The 23,840-nt window shown below is 39.3% G+C and carries 18 protein-coding genes and 1 pseudogene; 11 read left to right on the top strand and 8 right to left on the bottom strand.

The features are described 5' to 3' along the window. Positions 1 to 17: 17 nt before the first annotated feature. The gene (locus ACFIKI_RS02190) at positions 18 to 3,173 is read left to right on the top strand and encodes a DEAD/DEAH box helicase family protein (protein WP_375665476.1); all 3,156 of its coding nucleotides are present in this window, start codon (positions 18 to 20) and stop codon (positions 3,171 to 3,173) included. Between the two features lie 69 nt (positions 3,174 to 3,242). On the opposite strand, the gene ACFIKI_RS02185 is transcribed toward ACFIKI_RS02190, so the two are convergent. The 4 genes from ACFIKI_RS02185 to ACFIKI_RS02170 form a co-directional block, all read right to left on the bottom strand. Then, entirely contained in the window at positions 3,243 to 3,389 is a 147-nt protein-coding gene (locus tag ACFIKI_RS02185; RefSeq protein WP_375608561.1) for a hypothetical protein, read from the bottom strand. A gap of 405 nt (positions 3,390 to 3,794) precedes the next feature. Continuing rightward, entirely contained in the window at positions 3,795 to 4,166 is a 372-nt protein-coding gene (locus ACFIKI_RS02180; protein WP_375665536.1) for a DNA-processing protein DprA, read from the bottom strand. Positions 4,167 to 4,169: 3 nt separating this feature from the next. Then, positions 4,170 to 5,390 (bottom strand): MFS transporter, encoded by a 1,221-nt coding sequence (locus ACFIKI_RS02175; RefSeq protein ID WP_375665475.1) that lies wholly within the window; start codon positions 5,388 to 5,390, stop codon positions 4,170 to 4,172. A 10-nt stretch (positions 5,391 to 5,400) separates the two neighbouring features. Then, positions 5,401 to 6,822: a coproporphyrinogen-III oxidase family protein gene (locus ACFIKI_RS02170; RefSeq protein ID WP_375665474.1), complete on the bottom strand. Its 1,422-nt coding sequence runs from the start codon at positions 6,820 to 6,822 to the stop codon at positions 5,401 to 5,403. Between the two features lie 555 nt (positions 6,823 to 7,377). Between ACFIKI_RS02170 and ACFIKI_RS02165 the strand changes: the two genes are divergently transcribed. The 3 genes from ACFIKI_RS02165 to ACFIKI_RS02155 all read left to right on the top strand — a co-directional run bounded on the left by ACFIKI_RS02165 (position 7,378) and on the right by ACFIKI_RS02155 (position 10,714). Further along, on the top strand, positions 7,378 to 7,605 hold the full coding sequence (locus ACFIKI_RS02165) for a hypothetical protein (RefSeq protein WP_375665472.1): 228 nt from the start codon (positions 7,378 to 7,380) through the stop codon (positions 7,603 to 7,605). A 1,289-nt stretch (positions 7,606 to 8,894) separates the two neighbouring features. Beyond that, a complete protein-coding gene (locus tag ACFIKI_RS02160) occupies positions 8,895 to 9,386 on the top strand; it encodes a hypothetical protein (protein WP_375665471.1) in 492 nt (163 codons plus the stop codon). Further along, positions 9,371 to 10,714: an MATE family efflux transporter gene (locus tag ACFIKI_RS02155; protein WP_375665470.1), complete on the top strand. Its 1,344-nt coding sequence runs from the start codon at positions 9,371 to 9,373 to the stop codon at positions 10,712 to 10,714. The genes ACFIKI_RS02160 and ACFIKI_RS02155 overlap by 16 nt, the downstream gene beginning before the upstream one ends. Positions 10,715 to 10,887: 173 nt before the next feature. On the opposite strand, the gene rhuM (ACFIKI_RS02150) is transcribed toward ACFIKI_RS02155, so the two are convergent. Together rhuM (ACFIKI_RS02150) and rhuM (ACFIKI_RS02145) are read right to left on the bottom strand one after the other, a co-directional pair. Further along, positions 10,888 to 11,301 carry a RhuM family protein gene (gene rhuM / locus ACFIKI_RS02150; protein WP_375665469.1) on the bottom strand — a complete coding sequence of 138 codons (414 nt, stop codon included), beginning with the start codon at positions 11,299 to 11,301 and terminating at the stop codon, positions 10,888 to 10,890. Then, positions 11,291 to 11,689 (bottom strand): annotated as a pseudogene (gene rhuM, locus ACFIKI_RS02145) (RhuM family protein). Before rhuM (ACFIKI_RS02145) ends, rhuM (ACFIKI_RS02150) begins: the two are co-directional and overlap by 11 nt. A 548-nt stretch (positions 11,690 to 12,237) precedes the next feature. Here rhuM (ACFIKI_RS02145) and ACFIKI_RS02140 point away from each other — a divergent pair. The 5 genes from ACFIKI_RS02140 (at position 12,238) to edd (ending at position 19,196) form a co-directional block, all read left to right on the top strand. Further along, on the top strand, positions 12,238 to 13,665 hold the full coding sequence (locus tag ACFIKI_RS02140) for a glutamine synthetase family protein (RefSeq protein ID WP_375665467.1): 1,428 nt from the start codon (positions 12,238 to 12,240) through the stop codon (positions 13,663 to 13,665). Between the two features lie 5 nt (positions 13,666 to 13,670). Next, on the top strand, positions 13,671 to 14,960 hold the full coding sequence (locus ACFIKI_RS02135) for an NAD(P)/FAD-dependent oxidoreductase (protein WP_375665466.1): 1,290 nt from the start codon (positions 13,671 to 13,673) through the stop codon (positions 14,958 to 14,960). Between the two features lie 120 nt (positions 14,961 to 15,080). Continuing rightward, on the top strand, positions 15,081 to 16,553 hold the full coding sequence (gene zwf, locus ACFIKI_RS02130) for a glucose-6-phosphate dehydrogenase (RefSeq protein WP_375665464.1): 1,473 nt from the start codon (positions 15,081 to 15,083) through the stop codon (positions 16,551 to 16,553). Positions 16,554 to 16,563: 10 nt separating this feature from the next. Then, positions 16,564 to 17,316 (top strand): 6-phosphogluconolactonase, encoded by a 753-nt coding sequence (pgl, locus tag ACFIKI_RS02125; protein WP_375623519.1) that lies wholly within the window; start codon positions 16,564 to 16,566, stop codon positions 17,314 to 17,316. Between the two features lie 56 nt (positions 17,317 to 17,372). Next, positions 17,373 to 19,196: a phosphogluconate dehydratase gene (edd, locus tag ACFIKI_RS02120; protein ID WP_375665463.1), complete on the top strand. Its 1,824-nt coding sequence runs from the start codon at positions 17,373 to 17,375 to the stop codon at positions 19,194 to 19,196. A 65-nt stretch (positions 19,197 to 19,261) separates the two neighbouring features. Here the strand turns inward: edd and folD are convergent, their stop codons facing one another. Next, on the bottom strand, positions 19,262 to 20,161 hold the full coding sequence (gene folD, locus ACFIKI_RS02115) for a bifunctional methylenetetrahydrofolate dehydrogenase/methenyltetrahydrofolate cyclohydrolase FolD (RefSeq protein ID WP_375665462.1): 900 nt from the start codon (positions 20,159 to 20,161) through the stop codon (positions 19,262 to 19,264). 317 nt (positions 20,162 to 20,478) lie between these two features. Here folD and ACFIKI_RS02110 point away from each other — a divergent pair, with 317 nt between their 5' ends. Then, positions 20,479 to 22,359, top strand: coding sequence for an AsmA family protein (locus ACFIKI_RS02110; RefSeq protein ID WP_375665461.1), 1,881 nt, complete (start codon positions 20,479 to 20,481; stop codon positions 22,357 to 22,359). 314 nt (positions 22,360 to 22,673) lie between these two features. Here ACFIKI_RS02110 and ACFIKI_RS02105 read toward each other — a convergent pair whose 3' ends face one another. Then, complete coding sequence (locus tag ACFIKI_RS02105; RefSeq protein ID WP_375665460.1) at positions 22,674 to 22,817, bottom strand: hypothetical protein; 144 nt, start codon at positions 22,815 to 22,817, stop codon at positions 22,674 to 22,676. A 237-nt stretch (positions 22,818 to 23,054) separates the two neighbouring features. Here ACFIKI_RS02105 and ACFIKI_RS02100 point away from each other — a divergent pair, with 237 nt between their 5' ends. Next, entirely contained in the window at positions 23,055 to 23,798 is a 744-nt protein-coding gene (locus ACFIKI_RS02100) for a 16S rRNA (uracil(1498)-N(3))-methyltransferase (protein ID WP_375665459.1), read from the top strand. Positions 23,799 to 23,840: the final 42 nt, after the last annotated feature.

The following is a 23,840-nucleotide window of genomic DNA, read 5'->3' as shown; positions in this document are numbered from 1 at the left end:
ACGATTGGGGCGGCGATATGAAACTTAAATTTAAACAACAAGAATTTCAAAATGATGCCGTTAAAAGCGTCATTGATTTATTTAAAGGCCAACCACGACGAGATTCTTCTATTTTCTTGTGTTCAGAACAAGGACAATTAGCGTTAAATGAATTTGGTTATGGTAATCAATTATTGATTAGTGATGAAACTATATTAGCAAATTTACAAGAGGTGCAACAGAACAATAAACTCGTGGCGAGTAAGGCGCTAGAGCAAAAGCAGTTTTCTATTGAGATGGAAACGGGAACAGGCAAAACTTATGTTTATAGCAAGACGATTTTTGAGTTAAATCAACGCTATGGCTTTATCAAATTTATTATCGTCGTACCAAGTGTTGCTATTCGCGAAGGGGTATATAAATCACTTCAAGTAACAAGGGAGCATTTTCAAGCAGAGTTTGATAATCTGCCCTATCGTTATTTTATTTATAATTCAAAAGATCTTTCGCAAATTCGCCAATTTGCAAGCTCTACCAATATTGAAATTATGATTATCAATATTGATGCATTTAAAAAAGCGGAAAATATTATCAATCTTCCGCAAGATAGACTGAATGGCGAAAGTGCTATGCGCTATATCCAAGATACAAATCCGATTGTGATCATAGATGAACCGCAATCGGTGGATAGTACAGCAAAAGCGAAAGAGGCTATTGCGAGCCTTAATCCGCTTTGTGTTTTCCGTTATAGTGCTACGCATAAAGAGGAGATTAATCTTTTATATCGTTTAACACCTGTTGATGCTTATCAAAAAGGACTGGTAAAGCAAATTTGTGTCTCTTCTAATCAGATAGAGCAAGATTTTAACCGTCCCTATATTGCCTTGAAATCCGTATCACACAAACATGGCTTTAAGGCGCGCTTAGAGTTGGATATTGCGGGAAAGAATGGCACTGTGAGCCGCAAAACAGTTACAGTGAGACAAGGCGATGATCTGTATCGCGTTACGGGCGGGCGTGAGCTTTATAGGGGTTATATTGTTTCGGGTATCAATTGCATGGCGGGGGATGAAGCTGTTGAGTTTTCTGATACTGAAGTTGTCAAATTTGGCCACGCCCTTGGTGATGTGAATACAATAGAGCTTAAACGCGCGCAAATTTATCGCACTATAGAAACACATTTAGATAAAGAATTGCGGCTTGCGCCTTTAGGGATTAAAGTTTTATCACTTTTTTTTATTGATGAGGTGGCTAAATATCGTAGCTCTGATGAAGAGCCAGCACTTTATGAGCGTATGTTTGAAGAATGTTATGAAGAGCTGTTGACGAAAAAGAAATATACCTCCTTACGAACTAAGTTTGCGCAAAATGTTCGAAATGTGCACGGCGGTTATTTCTCGCAAGACAAGAAAGGCGTGTATAAGGATACAAAGGGCGACAGCCAAGCTGATGATGACACTTATAACACGATTATGCGTGATAAGGAGTGGTTATTATCTTTTGCATGCCCCTTGCGTTTTATCTTTTCACATTCTGCCTTGAGAGAAGGCTGGGATAATCCGAATGTGTTTCAAGTGTGTATGTTGATTGAGCAAAAATCGAATTTTACCGCACGGCAAAAGATTGGTCGCGGTTTGCGCTTGTGCGTAAACCAACACGGTGAACAGGTAGAAGATAAAGATATAAATGTGCTGCATGTCATGGTGAATGAAAGCTTTGCTGAGTTTGTGAGTACATTGCAAAAAGAATTAGAAGCGGATATTGGTTATAAACTTGGTACATTGCAGATGGAGCAGTTGGTTGGCCGTATTTATGAAGATGTAAAATATGTGGCCGCTAAAGTGGAAGTATCGCAAGCACAAAAAATTGTTAAAATACTTGTTGCGAAAGATTTTATTGATGAGGCGGGTGTCGTTAAAGTAGATCAAGATTTAGTAGCGAGCGCATTTGATGCTATAGGGGCGGAGGAATTGCCACGCGAATTGCGTCAAGAAATTGTGAAAAAAACTAATGCGGGCGCGCTTATTAATGTTGAGATGCTGCAAGATCTGATTTATATGACAGCTGTGACGGAAACAAAGATTCTGTCTTCGCAAGAGGCTGCTGATATATTGGTTGAGTTACGTGAAAAAGCCTTGCTTACATCAGCAGGAAAAATCACAGATACATTAAAAGCGCGATGGGCGACTGGGACGTTGGATTTAAGTGAACGTTTTAGTAAAGGGCAAAAGCAGGCTGTGCTGCAGGCGCTAGAAGCGAGCCAAGCCATGCCGATTATTCGTAATGTTACGCGCGAGGTGCGGGTTAAGCTTAAAAAGCAAACAGTGGCTTCACCAGAGTTTTTGGCCTTGTGGGAGAAGATCAATAAAAAGACCACTTATCGTGCAAAGCTTGATCGCACAGAGTTTGTTGCCAAAGCAGTGGATGCAGTGGAAAAAATGGCGCCAGTTGCGCCCGCGCATTTGGTTTATCAGACAGCAGAGATAGAACTGGATAGTGCTGGTGTGATCTATGAAGAGCAGTTATTAAAGCAGAGTGCGCTTGATTATAGTTTTTGTGCACTGCCGAACATTGTACATTATTTGACCTTAAAGCTGAAATTAACAGCAAAGACAATTATTGGTATTTTGACAAAGAGTGGTCGTGAGCGTGAGTTTGTGAAAAATCCACAAGCTTTTTTAGAGCGCATAGAAGAAATACTCAATAAAACCTATGTTAATCTTACAATTGATGGCATTAAATATTTAAAGCTAGTCGGGCAAGAATATAGTGTGCAAGAGCTTTTTACCAGTGAAGAGCTTGTGGCAAATTTAGAGCGTACAGCTGTTGTGAGTGAGAAAAGTGTGTATGATCATGTGGTTTATGAAAGCAGTGTGGAAAAAGAGTTTGCACAAAGTCTTGAAAATGATCCAGAAGTCAGATTGTTTTTTAAACTGCCAAGAAGTTTTAAAATAGCCACTCCCATTGGTTCTTATACGCCTGATTGGGCGGTTTTTTTAGAGCGGGATGGCGAACAAAAGCTTTACTTTGTGCTGGAAACAAAAGGAACGAATAGCGAGTTTGATTTGCGCCTTAAAGAAATGCTGAAGATTAAATGCGGCAAGGCGCATTTTACCGCCCTTGAGACTGGTGTGGTGTTTAACGAAGCTCCTGTGATGAATTGGCGCGATTCTAAGCGCGGGGGATGGTGGTAGAGAGAGTAGGGGGGCTGTGGTAGGAGTGGGCGGCACGAATAACGCTGTCTTTAGTTGCGTACCGCCAAGCTAATTTTGTGCTTTGCGAAATTCGCCAAGGCTTTTGGACGTACCGCGTTTATCGCGTAATAAAATCTTATGAATATCATGCAGAAGGCGCGCAGAAACGGGTGATTGCGTGTCTAGCTTCCCAATGCCGTAATTAAGTACAGCCACATAATGAGATAGCTCTTCAATATCATCAGTCGCACTGATACTTTTTTTATTTTCAAACAATAATAGGTCAGACGGTAATGATTATGTCTTTTCTATCTAAGAAAAGAGTAGCACCGCTTGCATATATGCACGAGTAAAAGTCAATCAACATTGGTCTGAGGTAAAAACCGCCAATTATTTCTAATACACCTAAGGATTTCATAGCTTGCTTTAACGGTTTATATAAAGTCGCCCTTTTAAAAGGTGGATTGGGCGGCAAATTTATTGGGATATAGGCTTTATGAATCTTTCGAACTAAGCTTTCTACTATGCAGGTCCTAAGGCGTGATTGCATATATGGTCGCATCTGTTGCTGCATTGTGTAGGCAGAGATCCTAAATGAGGAAAGGAGGGCTGCTCTTTTAATTACAAAGGAAGAATACGGCGTGTAAATGCAGCAAATGTATTTTGAGGAGCAGTAAAGGGGTGAGGTATTTGATGTCCAGCGAGTGACGGATTAACTGAAGTATAAGTGGGCATTGCTAGGGCGGAGTTTTTAGTTAAGAATCGCGCTCCGTACGCTATAAGCTCTCTGCATTCTTTATATAGGGCGTTGAGATTATCGCCCAATGCAACGTAAAGGGGCTGTTTTGTCTTTAGCGCTTGTTTGGCTGCTTCTATAATGCCGCTGGCTCTATCAGCCATTATGGTGATAATTTCCTCGTCCAAAGAACAGATCAATCGATTGCGTAATAGGGTATGTGTGCCTTTTTCGACCGTGTCTTTTTTAAAAAGCAGCTGTTACCTCGTGGCAAGGTTGGGTGTGTCTATATGATCAGCCTGCCAAAGAAAAGGAAGCGTTATCGCGATAGCCACCAATAGTAGTCCAGCGATAAAGGTGGCAGCAAACTGCAATGATATAAAAGAACCAAGGACGCCGACCAAAAAGCTTCCGACCGGCGTTCCAGCATAGCCTATCACCCGAAAAGCAGAATTAGCTCGCCCGAGAAGTTGCTTTGGTGTGAGGCGCTGCCTGAAGGCGGTAACACCAATAAACCATAAGCTTGCTCCAACACCAGCAATAAAGGTGATGCCCCATACGACGACAGCACTTTTTGAAAAGGCTGGAATCAGCAGTAAGATAACCGTTCCTAAACCGTCAGTGAGAACAGCTAGGCGCACCGGTGCATAACGTATACGCGGTGCAAATAGGGCACCTGCCATTGTTCCAAGCGCGTAGGCTGAAAACATCACGCCATATTGGCTGCTATGTAGGCCCAGATACCGACTGTCGGTAACGAAGAAGATGAACGAGGTTAGGAATGCTCCAAATACCACCGATAGAAAAAATGTGAGTAATGTAAGGGAGGTAAGATGCCGATTTGAAAAAATGAAATGAAAGCCGGCAATGATATAACGGAAAGTGATGTTTTCTTTATCAGGTGTTGGCGATGTCGGAACAGCACGGCGAGCGGTAAAAATCAATGTGATAAAAAGCACGATTAAAAGGCCGAGAAATAGCAGTGTGCTATGCGCTAAAATGCTGCTTGTTATGACAGGGGCAAGAAAATAGGAGACCCCGAAATCTAAAAACAAGACAATTGAGTAGAAGGTCATCAATCTCTCTCCCTCCATGATAAGTGGTGGAATCGTCATTATATAAGCTTCGGCAGAAACGACGATAAATCCAGCAATGGTTGCATAGAAGAAAATTTGTTCGGCTGGAGCAATCTGTATCATGAGCAGTATGAACAGGACAATATGCAGTAGCGTGAAGATGAGGAGAGCCGAGGTGGCAAGTTTTATTTTGTCGCAGCGATCAAGTAAAGCGCCTGCAAGGATGCCGAAAATTGGCCACGCTAATGAAAAGAGACCTTGCGCCCAACTTACTCCGACTACGCCATATCCAGATTGTCTTGCTAATAGCGGGATGGCAGTGCGCAAAGCACCGCTGAGTAAGGCGAGCAGACTAACGGTTAGGCAAAAATAGCGTATGTTCTTGTTGACAAAAAGCGTGAACATTCTTTTCTCCTTAAGATGCCACACAGGTTTCCGCTGGTCCATCAAGTACGGCGGTTGTATTCAGCATGTTTGCGACATAGTCGTCCAAGATATTCCTGTCTTCCTGAGGTAGAAGAAAATACATAAGGTTGGAATACCATTGCCAACCACGTTGAGTCAGCTGGAGATTGTTATCACTTTCTGCGGTGAGACCTGCACCTATGGGCTGTTGTAGGTTATTGTATACGAAAGAGGGGAGTGCGATCCAGTCAATTCTTTCTTTTTTGGCATAGCCGTTATAAGGTAGCCGCATACACAAAGCCTTGGAGGCTTGTTGCTCCGCTGATACCCAATTGTAGTATACTTTGGATTTGCCTTTAAGTTGTATGTCGGTAATGTATCCGCTTCGATAGGGATTGGCTCGTGTGACGAGTGAGCCAAGAATCGACAGTGCTGACGCCCCGAAGCCAACCACATAATCGTCATGATAACCATACAAATATTTGTGATAGCGGAAATAATTAGCTGAACTCGTTTTAGCGAGCGTTAGAGGAGTGTTATTGGCAATTTTGATATAGGAATGCCCATTACACGGCGCATAGCCGCAGCTGCGCATAACGATATCGCTAAATAATCGAAGCATCTGTCGATGCTGTAGGCTGGATGGCTTTAGCCCTTTTTGTGCGTAAGACTTATGCAGTTGCGATGTGATAGCCAGATTGTTAATTGCATAGAGGTTGATGGTTTCAGGATGAAGCTCGCTGACTTGCTTCAAATCGTATAATAGTTCTTCGGCTTTCTGGCTGTGCATGCCATATAGTAGGTCGAAACCGACATGTCCAATTATCTCTTGTGACAAAGCCACGGTATTGTTGATTTGTTCACGTGTTGAGGTGAGGTTAAACAATGATCGGAAACGCTCAATGAAACTCTGTACACCGAAGTTTATCCGGTTAACGCCGATCTCACGGGCAGCATAAAGTTTATCACGTGTGACGCTCTTCGGTTCGCTTTCCAGTGTAAATTCGGTTAAGGAAGAGAGCTCAAATTCGGCATGCAATACTTTTCCGATGTGTCGGATATTATCTGCCGACAAAAGCGATGGTGTGCTGCCCCCTATATAGATGCTGCGGATGGGCCCTCTAAGCGAGCGAATGAAATTTCCTTTGGTTCTGATCTCTGTGGTAAGCGCTGACATATAAGATTCGATTTGTTTAACGTGCTTGTAGTCCCCTTTCTGAAAGGGACAAAAGGAACAGATGGTTTCACAAAAGGGAATATGCAAATAAAGAGAAATAGTATGCGCTTGTGGAATCTGCTTACTGTGCGCTAGTTTATTAAAGTCTAGGTAATCGTAAAATTCATTTGAAATAGTGCGAAATAACGGATATGTGAAGTTGTAAATCAGCTTGAGTTGATCGAATTTCACAAAAGGATGATCCACGAGTTGCATAGCTTATCTCCCCCAATTTCTTAACGCGCACTATATTATTGACGGGCGACTAGTGATCTAATCGCCCGAGTGTATTACCAAAGATTTTCACGGAACATAATGAATCCCCCTTTTGTAGAAGTTATATGTATTATACATATAACTTCTTATATGAACAGGCGAGCGTGTTTAAGAGGCAATGGAAAGATAAAAAAATGTCTATTTATAAAAAAACTTTCTCTTGCAGTCTTATGGTCTGATATTGTAATTGGTATCCTGTTTTACGTGGTCGGTCTATGAATGCCTAGAGCGAGAAAAAGCAGGGTATTTTAATGGACGGGCGGGGCATCATTGTTATGTTGCTGGGACTTGGAATTTGCGTCTGGTTATGAAATATCATTAACACAAAAAGATGGTTTTAAAGGTAGAGATACATTTTTTTATATCTCTGTAAAACTTCAAGAAGAGATAGAATTATCTATTAGAAAACATATAAATGTCCAGTGTGATAATATTATCGAATGACATGACGTCATCGCTCTTGCCCGCCATTTTGACATATTACCTAAAATCTCATTGAGATTGTGCCATGTACTGGCAAACGGGGATAGATCGCGTTTTGGTATGACTGCGGCGAAGTTACGTGCCGCATTATCTTTGCTAGAATCCAATAGGATTAGGCTTAATGGGGTGCATTTACATGTGGGCTCTAATTTGAATTCGACTGAGTTAATAGTATCCACCTTAACTAAGGCTGGAAAGGATATTTACGCATTGAAGGATCAGATAAGTTTTTATATCTAGTCTAGGTGAGGGATATCCGACTTCCACAGCGTTCTGCGATGCCGTGACGGTCAATGACGAATACTCTCGTAAAATTTATGAGGCATTGTCACAATTGGGTTGTGATTTACATAAGCTTACGGTAATTATTGAATCTAGGCGTATTATATCTGAAGATTATGGTTATTTATTTTCAAATATTAGCTCTATAAAAGAGCGGAATGGTATGAACTTAATTACAATCTTGGCTCTGGGGATGTGTGCTCGGTCTGCACAGTATCACGAGAATAGAGTGCCACAAATTTTGTCTTTTCGAGATATGAGCGGTGAATTTAGTTTAGCGGATGTCGTTGGTTCAAATTGTTATGAGTATGATATTCTTGTAAGAGATGTATCTATTAAGAGATATATCTATCCCATTGGATTTATCCTTAGATGACAAATTTATGCTGTCGGCATGTAGGAGCTATGATATCATAAATGCGCCAGATTGGATTCGAATGCGGACTCAAATTATTACTTTTTGAAGAAAATGACTATTCGTATGGAGTTTATCGCTTTGCTTATTAGGTATTGTACTTTGTTGGAGTGCATCTAGTCATAAAGTGCTTTCTGGTTTATGGTGAATCTTTAGTTGCGAGTGGGTAGCTTGGTAGGAGGTTATTCCAAAGTGTGGTCGTTTTAGGGGCGCTGCAATAGCTGCTATCGAATAAAGGAGATATTCTGCAGCTATATAAAACCTAGTGCGGAGCAAAATGTTCGTGCTTATTTGTAAAATATATTTAATTTGATGCGTCGATCTTTTATACTAGTCAAAAGTTAGCACCGATGTATCATCTGTAGTACCATTTTCATTTTTACAACTGTTTTAATTCTCATTTCCCTTGTTTTTTCCTTCAGAAACCTGTGCATCTCGGACTTTTTTGCGTATGAATGATAATAAAGCAAAGACCTTTCTCTCGTGATTTTTTTCTCAAAAGAGCCAAATGGTTTCAATGAGCAGAGATTTTATCTAAAAAAGCTTCTTGTCAATTTATTGTTTGTTTTTAATAAGATAAAATTACCCTTTTGGGGTTAGTAAACGCATTTTTTAGGTAGCGCGTATATGCTGTCCAGGGGCATTTCTGTAGATATCGATTCTAATTTGTCATTAAATGATGATGCCTTAGTAACTCATAATGCTTGTCAGCTAAAATCACAAGCTTTATGGAAAAATTTCATGTCCACCGCCACAGATCTATTTTGGCTATCGATTGAAGGACGTGTGCGGCCTCTCCAGTTAAAAGACAGCGTTTGACATTCAGATTGTTTTGGATCTGCATCTTGATTTTGAATCTGATTGCGTTGTACAAAATTTTCAAGCAGGACGACTAGTCCCTCGTTTGTTTTTTATATTTTTCAACAGTTCTTTATTGCCAAGAATTGGTTTTTTAGGGGGAGCATATCAAGTTTTGTACCAAGAAGTCTTTCAAAAAATTTTATTAAAAATACTGAAAATGGATGTGCCAGATGAACAAACGCTTGCTGAGGATATTTTATCAACGATTGTAATTGCTTGGGGGCATAATGTTGTACAAAAAAACGCATGGCATGAAGTCCAAAAAACCAATAAAGGTGCATTACGTTTTTCCTTTAAGACCTGGGCTTCTCCTCTTAAGCTTATGCGTTCTCATTATGCATTCTTTGTGCAAGATTTGCGATGGACAGATTTTACGGAAAAAATCAATGAGTTTTGTTTAAAAGGTCTAGGCTTAATACGCCCTTCAATATGGAAAGATATTTCACAATGTTTGTTGTGCTGAAGCAATTGCTCTCTCTTGGCATGCCTCTGGCTGTTGGGTTTATTTCTCAGATGATGATTTCTTTCACAGATGCAGCGTTTGTGGCGCATTTAGGTATTCAAGCTTTGAGTGGTATAATGTTGGCTCTGAGTATGTTTAGTTTTGTTATGTTGTTTGGGCTAGGTATTATTACCGCGGTTGCACCAAAACTTGCGGAAAGCTTTCGCAGACAAGATAGATATGCATTAAAGGCATGGTTTGATCAAGGAATATGGCTTGCCCTTTTGATTGGAATGATGAGCACGATCATTTTACTCAATACGAGGAATATTTTGTGTCTTTTTGGTCAAGATGAGGCAATTGCTACTATAGCGCAGGAATATAATAGTGGCGCTGCTATAGGGGTGATATTTTTTTATCTTTATGTGAATAGCCGCGGATTACTGTCCGCAATTGGTAATCCAAAGCCCTTAACCTGGGTTATGCTTGCGGCTATCCTCGTGAATTTTCTTATCTCTTGGCTGCTTATTTTTGGTATAGGTTCTGCAAGCGGATTAGGTGTCTTTGGTGCTGGAATTGCGAGCAGTTTGATCCGTATTTTGATTGTTATTGCAGTAGCAATAATTTTGTCCCGCAATTCTGCTTTTCATTCTTTTCGCTTTAATTATTTGAGGCCAAAGTTAGAGATTTCACGAATAATAAAATTGCTGCGAGTAGGGCTACCCATTGGTATACGTATTCTTATTGCGGAAGGCTTTCCTTCTGTCATTGCATTTATGATTATGGCTTATGGGGTCCAAGCTTTGGCTGCGCATACGATAGGAATGCGTCTCGATATGCTTATTTCTGTGGTGGCTTTGGGGATTTCCAGCGCAGCTGCGACAATAGCAGCGTGGTATAGAGCGGATAGGAATAATATGGCTCTAAAACAGTTGCGTATGAGTGTCACAGTTTTTGCTGTAGTTTATGTCTTGTTTTTATCAGGGATTGTTTATCTCTCTTATGAATTTATCCTTACAACCATCTTTGATATTTCTTCAGCCCGTGTTGTTGTTTTCTCTTGGGAGTTGCTTCCGTTCATCTTATTGTCTTTTGCTTTTGGCACTTTAGGAGCTATGCTCAATGGCATACTTGTGGGATTGCTTGATACGTTTTGGTCCACAATTGTTGTAGCAATAAGTTATTGGGGGGTAGGACTATTGGGGGGAGCGTTCATGGCGCATTTTTTTGAATATGGCTTTATTAGCTATTGGCTTGGCATGATTGGTGCAAGCTTAATCGTTTCTATCTTTAATTATATGCGCGTGGGTTATTTTATAAAACGCAATCCTATGTTTGGGGCGGGGTGAGATTGAGATGGGAATTAGGTGTTGGCCTCCATGAATACAGGATTATTGGCTTGTGCTGAGAGTATTGTTGCGTGCATATACACATTTGTGGAAAGTGCTGCGATTCAATATCTTAGAAGCATTGGTCAGTATTCACTGCGCTTAAGACAGCTTTATTCAAGCACATAGCGAGCTTAGTTATCACTTTTTTTACGTTTAGGTTTCTCAAGGGCTTTAATTTCTTTATCAAAATCAGATTCAAATGAGTTATCCTGGATGATGCGGTATTTTTCAAATTCATTTTCGGTATAGTTTTTAGCAATCTTTGCTGTGATTGTTCCAGCATTTTGTAAAATATTGTGCTCGTCTAGCTCGAGGAGCTTATCTAATTTTTTTGCCCAATCTTCCATAGTCATTGGCAATTTTCGTTCGATGCAGCTCTCTGCTAAATCAAGATAAGCATTAACAATTAAGCCAAGCTGCTTAAGTTCATCTTGTGTTAGGTAGTTTTTAGCAATTGTAACATCGGTTTTTACAATTTTACCATGTGGAGAATTATCCCACGTTGCTAAGCCTATATGTTTTTTTGCTATCTTCTCACTTAGCAATTAGTTCAGCTGCTATGTGTCTGTGCACAACGAAATGCAACTTATTCTGAACCTTTGCGAAAAAATTGCGCGTCGTTGACGCATCTTTGTTATAATCTATACTGGTTGTATAAATATCTATAATTTTTTGATAAAAACGCCGTTCACTAAGGCGAATTTCTCTTATTTCAGCGAGTAAATGTTCGAAATAGTCTTCATTGAGAGTCTGTCCGTTTTCAAGACGCCTTTTGTCTATGACATAGCCTCTAATTGCAAAATCGCGTAATATTTGTGTCGCCCATTATCGAAATTGTGTCGCGCGTTTGGAGTTAACCCGATATCCAACAGCAATAATGGCATCTAGGTTATAAAATTGAGTATTATAGTTTTTACCGTCAGAGGCAGTTATCCGGAAAATCCGGATAACTGAGTTTTCATCTAATTCTTGAGTTTCAAATATATTTTTTTAATGTTCGCTGATTGTACGTACATCTACGCTGAATAACTCTGCCATAAGCTTTTGACTAAGCCAGATTGTATCTTTTCATAGCGAACTTCAAAGCCGTCTTCACCAGCCTGTTGAGTGAAAAATCAGAAATTCAGCAGTGTTATTGCGGATGATTAATTTTTTAGGAGGCTACCTTCTTAAAAACACATCTTTCGTTGCTGAATGTTACGAGTTTTTTGTTGGCTGTCAAACGATATTGGCAAGAGATTGAGGACAATGAACGCTCATTTATGCTGTTTTATATAAGGAGAAGATTAGACCGATGTATCGCGTGCAGTATCAATTTTCACTGTAGTTGATAGGATAGCGTGTTGAGCGTAAGGCTCTTTTATCTTGATAAACGTTGTAGCATTCTTTAAGAATACCAGTTGATAAATTTTTTTCGTGTCGTTTATGCAGGGGCTGATACAATAAGAATAGGGCTTGATTGTTTTTAAAGTTGGTATGTTATGGCTGTAAAAAATGGTAAACAAACGAAAAGTAAGAATTTTAAACCTGTCTCTCGTTTTCTCAAAAGTTTACGTGGTGTGAACAATTGGGAACAGGTTTCACAATGGCTTTCTTTCCGTAAGGTAGAGGATATTGAATGTATTACACCTGATCAAGCAGGGGTATCACGGGGTAAGATGATGCTTTCTAAAAAATTTACATCGGAAACATCATTGGCATTGCCTTCAGCAGTTTTTATGACAACAATTTCAGGGGATTATCCTGAGGACGGTCATGGTTTTGAATATCCTAAAGCAGATGGTGATTTACGCCTTGAGCCAGATCTTTCTACGTTAAGCATTGTGCCATGGGAAGATGCTCCTACGGCACAGGTGATTTGTGATCTTGTATATCAAAATGGACAGGTAGTGGATTACACACCACGCAATGTTTTACAAACGGTGGTTCATTTTTACACACAGATGGGTTTAAAACCAATTGTTTCACCAGAAATTGAGTTTTATTTGGTACAGAAAAATCCTGATCCTGATTATCCGTTAGTTCCGCCTGTTGGTCGTTCTGGACGTTCAATTGGTGGGGGACAAGGCTATTCAATTGCTGGTGTGAATGAATTTGATGATTTGATTGATGATATTTATCATTTTTCAGAGGCACAAGGATTGGAAATTGATACGCTCATTCATGAAGAAGGAGCAGGACAGTTTGAAATCAATTTACGTCATGGTGATCCTATTGAATTAGCGGATCAAGTTTTTATGTTTAAACGAACAATTCGTGAAGCAGCACTGAAACATAATATGTATGCAACTTTTATGGCAAAACCCATTCAGGGGCAGCCGGGTTCTGCGATGCATATTCACCAATCGGTCGTTGATAAGAAAACGGGCATGAACATTTTTACACAGGAGGATGGTGAAGAAAGTGCCTGTTTTCGTCATTTTATTGGTGGATTGCAAAAACATATACCAGGGGTTTTTGTGATGCTTGCGCCTTATGTGAATTCTTATCGACGTCTTGTCCCTGATAATTCGGCACCTGTTAATTTGCGATGGGGATATGACAATCGTACGACGGCTTTTCGTGTTCCCCGTTCTGCTCCTCAAGCGCGGCGTGTTGAGAATAGACTTCCTTCGTCAGATGCGAATCCTTATTTAGCTCTTGCTGCTTCTTTAGCGTGTGGTCTTATTGGTTTGCAGCAAAAAATTGAGCCAGATGAGCCAACAACAAATAATGTAAACGCTGAAAATATTGAGTTACCGCGTGGACTCATTGAGGCGGTTAATTTATTTGAACAAGATACAGCGATACGTGCTATTTTAGGGGATGTATTTGTCAGTACTTATGCTGCAATTAAACGACAAGAGTTTGAAACTTTTATGGAAGTAATCAGTCCGTGGGAGCGTGAATATCTCCTGCTGAATGTTTAAATTTTATGACAACCATTGATTATAATTCAATTTCTCCAGGAATTTCTTGGTATGAAGATGCTTTAAGAGAACGTCCATCGTATCCTTCTTTTTGTGAAAACAGACAGTGTGATGTGGTCATTATTGGAGGCGGATTTACGGGTCTTTCGGCTGCTTATCATTTAGCCGAAGCTGGAGTAGATGTTGTTTTATTTGAAGCATCACGTTTTGGTGACGGCGCTTCAGGGCGCAATGGTGGACAGCTGGGAACAGGGCAACGGCAATGGGTAGAAACATTAGAAAAAAAGTATGGTTTTGAGCGAAGTAAGGCTCTGTTTGATTTGGCAGAAGAAGCTAAAAGAGATATTTTATCTTTATGCGCAATGCCTAATTGTCCGTGTGATTTTATAGGAGGACAGCTTTCTGTAACTCATAAAAGGCGTGAGCTTCTCTCTTATCAACGGCATATTGAGGCGATGCAGCGTTATGGCTATCACGCGCTTACTTTTATGGATAGGGCTGAAACATCTAGACGACTTGGATCCCCTTTTTATTGTGGTGGTATTTATGATGCAGATACCGGCCATATCAATCCCTTAAAATTGATTGTTGGGTTGGCAAAAAGAGCCCAAGATGCTGATGCTAAGCTTTATGAGAAGTCACAAGTAACGACCATAAGGCGCAAGGGAGCACATTGGAAAGTAATAACAGAAAAAGGTAGTGTAACAGCAGAGCATGTTTTACTTGCAACAAATGGGTATAAACTTGGTCTGGAGCGTTTTATTGAAAAAAATATTGTTTCTATTCGCTCTTATATTGGAGCAACGGAACCATTACCAAAGCACAGTTCAATTCTCATGGGAGGGGAATCGGTCGATGATTCCCGTTTTATGGTTCGCTATTTTCGCAAAAGCATTGATAATCGTCTATTATTTGGTGGTGTAGAAAGTTACGATAATAAGCACCCTGTAGATTTAGATAAACGTATAAAACAACAAATTGCTGAAATTTATCCTCAATTACAATCTATCAATCTCAGTCATCGTTGGGGGGCAACGGTAGCTATCACAGTTGAGCGTATGCCCTATGTTCGCCAACTTTTTTCAAGGATGACTTATTGTGGTGGTTATTCAGGGCATGGCGTTATGCTTGCTCCTTTTATGGGAAAATTATACGCAGAATGGTTGACTGGGAATCATGAACGTTTTGCCTATTTTCAGGACTTAAAGATTTCATCTTTCCTGGGGGGACGCATTTTGCGTTATCCGCTTGTATTTTTAGCAATGCATTGGTTTTCTTTTATGGATCGCCTTTAATGGGGACATTGTTTGAAATAAAGAAAATTAATGGCTTATTTAGTATCTGTCTGCTTTAATGATGAAAGCTTTTATAAGTGATATAGGATTTCATAATCGAATAGAAAAATAAACAAGTTCATGGTGCGTAAAATTATTCCAGTTTCTTCCTTTGATTGTATTGTTTTTGGTGGCAATGGTGATTTGGCTTCGCGCAAACTTTTGCCGGCTTTGTATCATTGTCAGTGTGCTGGGCAATTCAGTGAGCCAACACGTATTATTGGGGTTTCGCGCACTTCCTTAAGTCGTGAAGAATATCAAAATTTTGTCCGCATTTCTTTAGAAAAACATATCCATCCAAAAGATCTAAATTCAACAGAACTCAATCGTTTTCTTGCACGTTTAACTTACGTTTCTGTTGATATTTCCTCAAATCGAGGATGGGAGGATTTAGCCCTCCTTCTATCACAAGATTCAGCGGATATTCGAGCTTTTTATTTGGCTGTTGGTTCGTCACTTTTTGCTGATATTGCGATGAAGTTGGAAAAAAATGATTTGGTGACACCACAAACACGGCTTATCATTGAAAAGCCAATTGGTTGTGATGTAAAAACAGCTGTTTCACTTAATGATGTATTTGCAAGCACCTTTAATGAAGAGCAGATTTTTCGTATTGATCATTATCTTGGGAAGGAAACTGTTCAAAATTTAATGGCATTGCGGTTTGTTAATACACTTTATGAACCGCTATGGAACTCCAATTATATTGATCATGTTCAAATAACCGTTGCTGAATCTTTGGGGTTAGAGGGGCGTACAGAATATTATGAAAGCACTGGTGCTCTCCGCGATATGGTTCAAAACCATATGCTACAATTACTTTGTTTGGTCGCGATGGAAATACCATTTACCAACAGTGCTAATGCTGTGCGCGATGAAAAACTTAAAGTTTTGCAGTCTTTAACACCGCTTGATGTCCATAATGTAGGGCAGCATACTGTACGTGGACAGTATCTTGCTGGTCTATCAAATGGTATATCTGTAAAGTCTTATTTCGATGATCTGGGAAGAGTGAGTAAGAGTGAAACATTTGTAGCGCTTAAGATTAAGATTGATAACTGGCGCTGGGCCAATACGCCTTTTTATTTACGAACAGGTAAGCGCATGTTCAGGCGAATGTCTGAAATTGTTGTGGTTTTTAAACCTATTCCTCATAATATTTTTAATGTGGATTTAGATGAAATTTTTTCTAATCGGCTTGTGATTCGTCTCCAACCTGATGAAGGTGTAAAACAATGGTTGATGATTAAGGATCCAAGTTATGGCGGTATGCGGTTTCGTCACATTCCATTAGACATGAGTTTTGCTTCCGCATTTTCTGAACGTAATCCTGATGCTTATGAACGTTTATTAATGGATGTTATTCGTGGAGATCAAACACTGTTTATGCGTCGTGATGAAGTTGAGGCTGCTTGGCGTTGGATTGATCCAATCATTGAGGGATGGGAAGAAATAAAACAGCCTGTTCACAGTTATAACGCTGGTTCATGGGGCCCATCTGCTTCGACGAGCCTCATAGAACGTGATGGGCGTATATGGAACAATTTAGTTTAGAGCAATAAGTATGTATAGAATGAATATTGACCGTTTAGATTTTGAAACTCCTCAGACTTTAGCCTTGGCATTAGCAGATCGAGTAGCAGCAGAGCTTAGTGTATCTGTTCTTGAGCGCAAGAGAGCCGTTTTAGCGGTGTCTGGTGGTAAAACACCAGAATTGTTTTTTCATTATTTGTCAAAAGCGGATATTGATTGGCAAAAGATTATTATCACTTTGGTCGATGAACGTTTTGTCCCTACACACGATGAACGTTCAAATGAACATATGGTACGGTGTCATTTGTTACAAAATTTTGCCGAAAAAGCGCGTTTTGTAGGGCTTTATCATAAAGCAATTACTGCTGAACTTGCTGCTTTTTCAGCGGCAAATCGTGTTAATACTTTGCCTAAACCCTTTGATGTTGTTGTTTTAGGAATGGGAATTGATGGACATACAGCTTCCTTTTTTCCTGATGCTGATCGTTTAAAGCAAGCGCTTGATCTTCGAACACAAGCACTTGTTTTACCCCTTCATGCCAAGAGCGCTGTTGAGCCAAGACTCTCACTAACTTTGCCAGTTATTATGCAATCTCGTTGTATTATTCTCCATTTTGAAGGTTTTCAGAAACGCGATTGTTTTGAAGAAGCGTGTCAAGATGGATCTGAAATAGAAATGCCTATTCGGGCAATTTTGCGTAATTCCCCTCATCTTGTACAGGTTTATTGGTCGCCTGCAGAAAATGAAATAGGTGAATCAGAATATGCGACACAAGGTGAATAAAAACGTAATCTCTCTCAATGAATGAGGGGAAGAAACAATGAAAGGGGGAGAGAAATATGGCACTTTCCAAGACAATTGCCACAGTTACACGAAGGATTTATGAACGTTCTCGATCAACACGAGAAATTTACTTAGATCGTATTGCAAAAGCACAAGTCCATCGCCCCAAACGGAGTTTTTTAGGATGTGCCAATCAGGCTCATGGCTTTGCTGCTTGTGGTGCAATAGATAAAGAGCGTTTGAAGGGAAATATCGTTGGGAATATTGGCATTATCACGGCATATAACGATATACTTTCAGCGCATCAACCTTTTGAAAAATTTCCTCACTTAATTAAAGAGTCGGCTCGTATGGTTGGTGGTGTTGCACAGGTTGCAGGTGGTGTTCCCGCGATGTGCGATGGTGTTACGCAGGGAAATGCGGGGATGGAACTTTCTCTTTTTTCGCGTGAAGTAATTGCAATGGCAACAGCTATAAGCTTATCACACGATGTCTTTGATGCAGCATTGTATCTTGGGGTGTGTGATAAAATTGTACCAGGTTTATTGATTGGTGCACTAACATTTGGTCATTTACCAGGAATTTTTATACCAGCTGGTCCTATGACAAGTGGTCAAGGTAATGATGAAAAAGCGAAGATACGTCAACTTTACGCGGAAAATAAAATAGATCGCCAAACACTTTTAGCATCAGAAGCACGTTCTTATCATGGGCCAGGAACATGTACATTTTATGGAACCGCTAACTCAAATCAGGTGATACTGGAAATGATGGGGCTTCATATGCCTGGAGCTTCTTTTGTTAATGCGAATACACCGTTGCGTGATGCTTTAACAAAGGAAGCTACGAAGCGTGTACTTGAAATGACAAATCTTGGTGATCATTATAGACCACTTGGTATGATCATTGATGAGCGTTTTTTTGTAAATGCCATTGTAGGATTAAATGCAACAGGAGGCTCTACCAATCATACGATTCATTTGATTGCTATGGCTGCTGTTTGCGGTATTAAATTGACATGGCATGATATTGCAGAAATTTCATCCGTTGTGCCTCTTTTGGCGCGAATTTATCCGAATGGTTTAGCGGATATCAATCATTTTTATGCAGCTGGGGGGATGGGATTTATTATTCGCGAACTTATCGAGGCAGGTTTAGTACATGAAGATGTTTCTACGGTTTTTGGTAAAGATCTCAATGCTTATGCAATTGAAGCAAAGCTTTCTGCTGATGGTCATGTGGTGCGTGAAGCTGCTCTCAAGGAAAGTGGTGATCATAAGGTGTTAGTAGGGTGGAAAAAGCCATTTCAGCCTGACGGTGGTCTTCGTGTTTTATCAGGAGATTTGGGAACAGCTATTATAAAAGTTTCATCTGTTAAACCAGAGTATTGGCAGATTAAAGCTCCTGTCCTTGTTTTTAATGATCAAGAAGAACTACAAAAATCTTTTAAATCTGGAGCGTTGCATGATAAAGATTTTATCGCTGTCATTCGCTATCAAGGACCAAAAGCCAATGGTATGCCAGAGCTTCATAAATTAACGACTATTTTAGGCGTTTTACAAGATCGCGGTCAAAAGGTAGCATTGATAACGGATGGCCGTATGTCAGGGGCATCAGGAAAAATTCCTGCTGCCATCCATGTGACACCAGAAGCTTTGGATAGTGGTCCCATTGCACGTTTACAAAATGGTGACATTGTTTTCCTTGATGTTCATGGGGGTAAACTAACTCTTTTGGAGGATTTAGCAAAATTTAACGCGCGAACAATCACGCCTCCTGATCTTTCAAAAAACGAACATGGCGTTGGACGTGAACTTTTTCATGTTTTTCGTCAATTCGTTAATCGTGCGGATCAAGGAGCATCTGTTTTTATGACATGAGGAATGCAAAAATGAACAAGATGAGTCTGCGCCATGAAACCATGCACAATGAACTGTTACGATTCTTAGAATTTTGGTATAGGAAGATTGTGTGATCGCGCGGCGGCTTTGAGTGTATTAACCATAAGCATGGCAATTGTCATTGGTCCAACGCCTCCTGGAACAGGGGTAATCGCAGCAGCTTTTTCTTTTACGTTTTCAAAATCAACATCACCAACAAGACGTGTTTTCCCTATCCCTTTTTCTGGTGCAGCAACGCGGTTAATACCGACATCAATAACAATTGCACCATCTTTTATCCAGTCTTTTTTAATCATTTGTGGGCGTCCTACAGCTGCTACGAGAATATCAGCGCTTCTACACACATCATCAAGGTCTCGGGTACGGCTATGGGCAATTGTCACAGTAGCATTGGCTGCTGTTAAAAGGGCAGCCATAGGTTTTCCAACAATATTAGAGCGTCCAACAACGACAGCATCAAGTCCAGATAAATCTCGTCCACAGTGTCGTTCAATCATCATCATGGCGCCAGCTGGTGTGCAGGGAATAATCGCATCGTCAAGTGCATTTGCTGCGAGTTTTCCTACATTGATATAATGAAAACCATCAACATCTTTTTGAAAAGCAACGGCTTGTGTTATGCGGTTTGTATTCATATGGGCAGGGAGAGGCAGTTGTACCAAAATACCATGAATTTGGGGATCAGAATTTAATGTTGCAATAAGTTGCAGGAGTTCTTTTTCTTGTGTTTCTTTGGAAACGGCATGTTTGATTGAAAGAAACCCACATTCTTCGGCTTTTTTATTTTTTGAGGTGACATACACTTGACTTGCAGGATCATCTCCAACAATAATGACGGCGATACTAGGTTGTATATTATAGTTATTGCGGAGTTTCGTTGTTTCAGCCTTAATTTTCACAATAATCTCTTCAGCAAGTTTTTTTCCGTCGATAATGTTATTCATTAAGAGATCCTTTCGGTAAGGCTGTTTGTTTTTTTGTAAAGCATTTTCTAATAATACGATAGAGTTTAATAGCAATATTTATGTGAGAACAGTAAGAATGATTTGATAAGGTTGTGGATTTATAGTTTTAGAAGGCTTTTAAATAATTGCTTTATAAAGAAGCAACAATATTGCTGTTTAAATAAACTTTGGATAAAGAACAAAAATAATGAAGATACAAAATGTATAGGGCGAATTATAAGGATACAAAAAAACTTTTAACGATTATTTAAGTTTGTATTTAATCCGTAATAGGGGGATAAGTGTAGAGGAATATTGTGCGCATCGGAATAATAAAATTTTTGAGCGGAATTTTTATTATAATTATCTTTTTATTTGGAGTGGGGATTCTCGTTTTACCTTATCTTGTCTCTACGGATGCGATTCGTATTCGTTTAGCGCAGGATTTGAGTGCATGGACAGGTTATAATGTACAACTGCGTGATCCACCACGATTACACCTTTTTCCTTATCCTAAAGCATTTCTTTCCGGTGTTACTTTAACATCAAAAATGGATGATGTTGCGCCATTAATGGAAGCTGAATCAATAGAAGTTGATCTTTCTGTCGTCGATCTTCTATGGGGATATGTTTCTTTTTCAGAGACTCGGATTGTGCATCCTCAATTTGTTATGGAGAAGCCCATTAAAACAATGGCAGATTTTTTTGATAGTTTTTCTCGCTCACAAGGTGCATTAGGATTAGCGATACGCAATGCGCGTGAAATATTAAAAAGTAATCCTGAACATCCAGAACTAGAGCACCTTTTAAAACAACCTTTTGGGCGGATTGTCATTGAAAATGGTGCTTTTGTTTATCACGATAATTTTTCAGGAGTAACAGAAAAAATAACAGGATTAAATGCAACTTTAGATTGGGCAGAAGCGACTCAGGAAGTACGGTTGCGTGCAAATGCTCGTTGGCGCGGAGAATTTACAAAGTTATCAATTGATGCATCTCAAGCATTGCTGCTTCTTGCAGGAGGCAAAAGCCAGATTAAAGCAAGTCTCAATTCTGTACGTGGGGGAATAACTTTTACAGGGCAGGCTCGGTTATCTGAATATTATATTTTTGATGGAAAGGTATCGATGCGTTCTCCGGGATGGAATCAGACATTGTCTTGGGTTGGTGGGAATCAATTTTGGGGACATAAATTAAAAATACCCATTGTATGGGAATCTCATTTTTTAGCGCAACCAATGCATATCCAAATGAACAATGTTACATTTACGATGGGGAAAACCAATGCACGTGGGGCTTTAGAACTTGATTTTCAAGATTATGTACCAAATGTTATGGGCTCTTTAGCCTTTGATAACCTAGACCTTAGCCTCTTGGGTTCAATGTTTTTTTCAGGTAAAAAGAAAAATACCTGCTTTGATATGAGAATTTTTGATCGTATTGGCGTGGATATACGACTTTCTGCACCACAAGCTAAAATAGGGAATATTGCATTCACAAATTTAGCTGCTGCGATACAAATAAGAAATGGGCATGGTATTTTTGATCTTGGGCATGCGAATATTTTTGGCGGATCCATTCAAAGTAATATTGAAGTTACGTCAGCTAGACAGAAAATGCATATTGGAGGAAATATTTCAGGTACTTCTATTGATACGCAGGGAGCTCTAGAAGCTTTAGGATTTATTCCATTTATACAAAGCAAAACAAATTTTACTGCAACGGTACGAACACTTGCTGATTCTTATCCAGAACTTTTTACGAAAATGCAAGGTGAATTAACATTAAAGATGTCTTCTGGTCGGCTATTAGGGTATGATCTGAATGAATTACAAACAAAACTTTCAAATAAACAACAATTTCTTTTAATGAATAATGATACCTTTTCAACAACATTTGATCACTGGGATATTCAGACAAGCTTTTCAGAAAGTACGATGAAGGTGACAGAGTCATTAATGCGTACAGCAGACTTGAGCTTATCCATTCAAGGAACCATTGCAGCTGCTATTGTGCAAGGGAAGCAAAATGAACTGATATTACAGGCACAACTAGACAAAAACTATAGATCAGAAACTTTATGTAAAGACGTCCAATGTCTTGCTAATAGCCTTGCATGGCCTTTTACATTTTCTCTAAGCTCTAAAGGACAAAATCATGGTAATTTTTGGGTTACAAAAGACATTGACGCAGATTGAGTATTGTTTTGCATCTGTATAACATTCTATTTTATAATGATAATTTGTCTGTTTGCAATTTAAGGTTGTTTTTAAATTTAAATCAGAGCTCCCATTATCGAAAGATTCTTTCATTTTAAGTCCGTTCGTCGTGAAGCAGTAAAAACCGTCCTCTCCGTCATAATAAGTGTGGTTGATATAGATAAATGACTGAAGAGAAGAATAAAAATCCTTCTTATGGAATCTCTCAAATACAAGAGATTCATAATATTTATGCAAATCTTAGAAAAGTTGCTAAAAAACATTAAAATTTTAAGGAGGATGTTGGCCAGTGCTTATTGAATCGCAGAAGAAATACCATAGCCATCTTTGGTAATTGTATGCTTCCTGTCTGCTCCAACAGAACCAATTCCCACTGTAATCAAAATAAAGGCTAAGAGGGTTGTAATTGTAATAATTGTAGCTTTTTTAGCAGACATATTTCTCCTCCACGGATGCATCAATGACTGAATGCAAAGATGAATGGTGTATTATTTAAACTATTATGAAAGCAGAATCACTTAAAGATCTATTGGTTCCTATTATCATCTCATAAAGCTAAAAAAAACTCTATAATTCTTTAATATATTATAGTTCTATAGATATAATTTTTTCTTTTTGTTATATACTTTTCTTTATTTTCATCGATGATGATAGTGAGCTTTGATAAGATTTTTATGCGCATAAATTATAAACTTAAAAGATTGTTTATCCGACAGACATTGGCTTTGAATGAAGAAATAAAAATAGAGGGGGCACAAGCTTCTTATCTTGTGCATGTTTTGCGGATGAAAGCAGGAGCAGAAATTTTACTTTTTAATGGACAGGATGGTGAGTGGCTTGCTAAGCTTATCATTGTTAAAAAAAAATTTGTTGTAGCTCAGCTTATCCATCAAGAAAGATTACAAACGACGCATTCCAATCTTATTTATTGCTTTGCTCCACTCAAAAACGCGCGGTTAGATTATATGGTGCAGAAAGCTGTTGAAATGGGGGTGTCGATTTTGCAGCCTGTTATAACGCATCATACACAGGTTACGCGTATCAATATGGCGCGTATGGAAGCCAATGTTATTGAAGCTTCTGAACAGTGTGGCATTTTATCTCTTCCTGAATGCGTATCTGCTTTATCATTAGCAGAGCTTTTAGCACGTTGGGATGAGACACAGCCTTTATTCTTTTGTGATGAAGAGCATAAATCGCATAATCCATTGCCTTCTTTTAAGAAGTTTAAAGTTACAAAACCTGGTGTTCTCATTGGACCAGAAGGTGGGTTTAGTGAAGAAGAGCGGAACTTTTTAAAAAAACATCCCTTTGTAGTTCCAATATCATTAGGTCCACGTATTTTACGCGCTGATACTGCCGCTGTCGCTGCTTTAGCTCTTCTTAATGCTACAGTGGGAGATTGGTCAATGGATTGAGAAGTCTGTAAAATCATTCTAAATAATTCATTTAATAAGATA

The organism is Bartonella sp. TT121SHDZB, assembly GCF_042193415.1.
Lineage (GTDB): Bacteria > Pseudomonadota > Alphaproteobacteria > Rhizobiales > Rhizobiaceae > Bartonella.
The sequence above is the reverse complement of the archived record's forward strand: the minus strand, read 5'-3'. Positions and strand labels throughout refer to the sequence as shown.

Excerpts from the sequence above, each read along its gene's own strand:
- ACFIKI_RS02190 (WP_375665476.1), top strand. The coding sequence starts at position 18 with ATGAAACTTAAATTTAAACAACAAGAATTTCAAAATGATGCCGTTAAA.
- ACFIKI_RS02175 (WP_375665475.1), bottom strand. The coding sequence starts at position 5,390 with ATGTTCACGCTTTTTGTCAACAAGAACATACGCTATTTTTGCCTAACC.
- ACFIKI_RS02170 (WP_375665474.1), bottom strand. The coding sequence starts at position 6,822 with ATGCAACTCGTGGATCATCCTTTTGTGAAATTCGATCAACTCAAGCTG.
- ACFIKI_RS02155 (WP_375665470.1), top strand. The coding sequence starts at position 9,371 with ATGTTTGTTGTGCTGAAGCAATTGCTCTCTCTTGGCATGCCTCTGGCT.
- ACFIKI_RS02140 (WP_375665467.1), top strand. The coding sequence starts at position 12,238 with ATGGCTGTAAAAAATGGTAAACAAACGAAAAGTAAGAATTTTAAACCT.
- ACFIKI_RS02135 (WP_375665466.1), top strand. The coding sequence starts at position 13,671 with ATGACAACCATTGATTATAATTCAATTTCTCCAGGAATTTCTTGGTAT.
- zwf (WP_375665464.1), top strand. The coding sequence starts at position 15,081 with ATGGTGCGTAAAATTATTCCAGTTTCTTCCTTTGATTGTATTGTTTTT.
- pgl (WP_375623519.1), top strand. The coding sequence starts at position 16,564 with ATGTATAGAATGAATATTGACCGTTTAGATTTTGAAACTCCTCAGACT.
- edd (WP_375665463.1), top strand. The coding sequence starts at position 17,373 with ATGGCACTTTCCAAGACAATTGCCACAGTTACACGAAGGATTTATGAA.
- folD (WP_375665462.1), bottom strand. The coding sequence starts at position 20,161 with ATGAATAACATTATCGACGGAAAAAAACTTGCTGAAGAGATTATTGTG.
- ACFIKI_RS02105 (WP_375665460.1), bottom strand. The coding sequence starts at position 22,817 with ATGTCTGCTAAAAAAGCTACAATTATTACAATTACAACCCTCTTAGCC.
- ACFIKI_RS02100 (WP_375665459.1), top strand. The coding sequence starts at position 23,055 with ATGCGCATAAATTATAAACTTAAAAGATTGTTTATCCGACAGACATTG.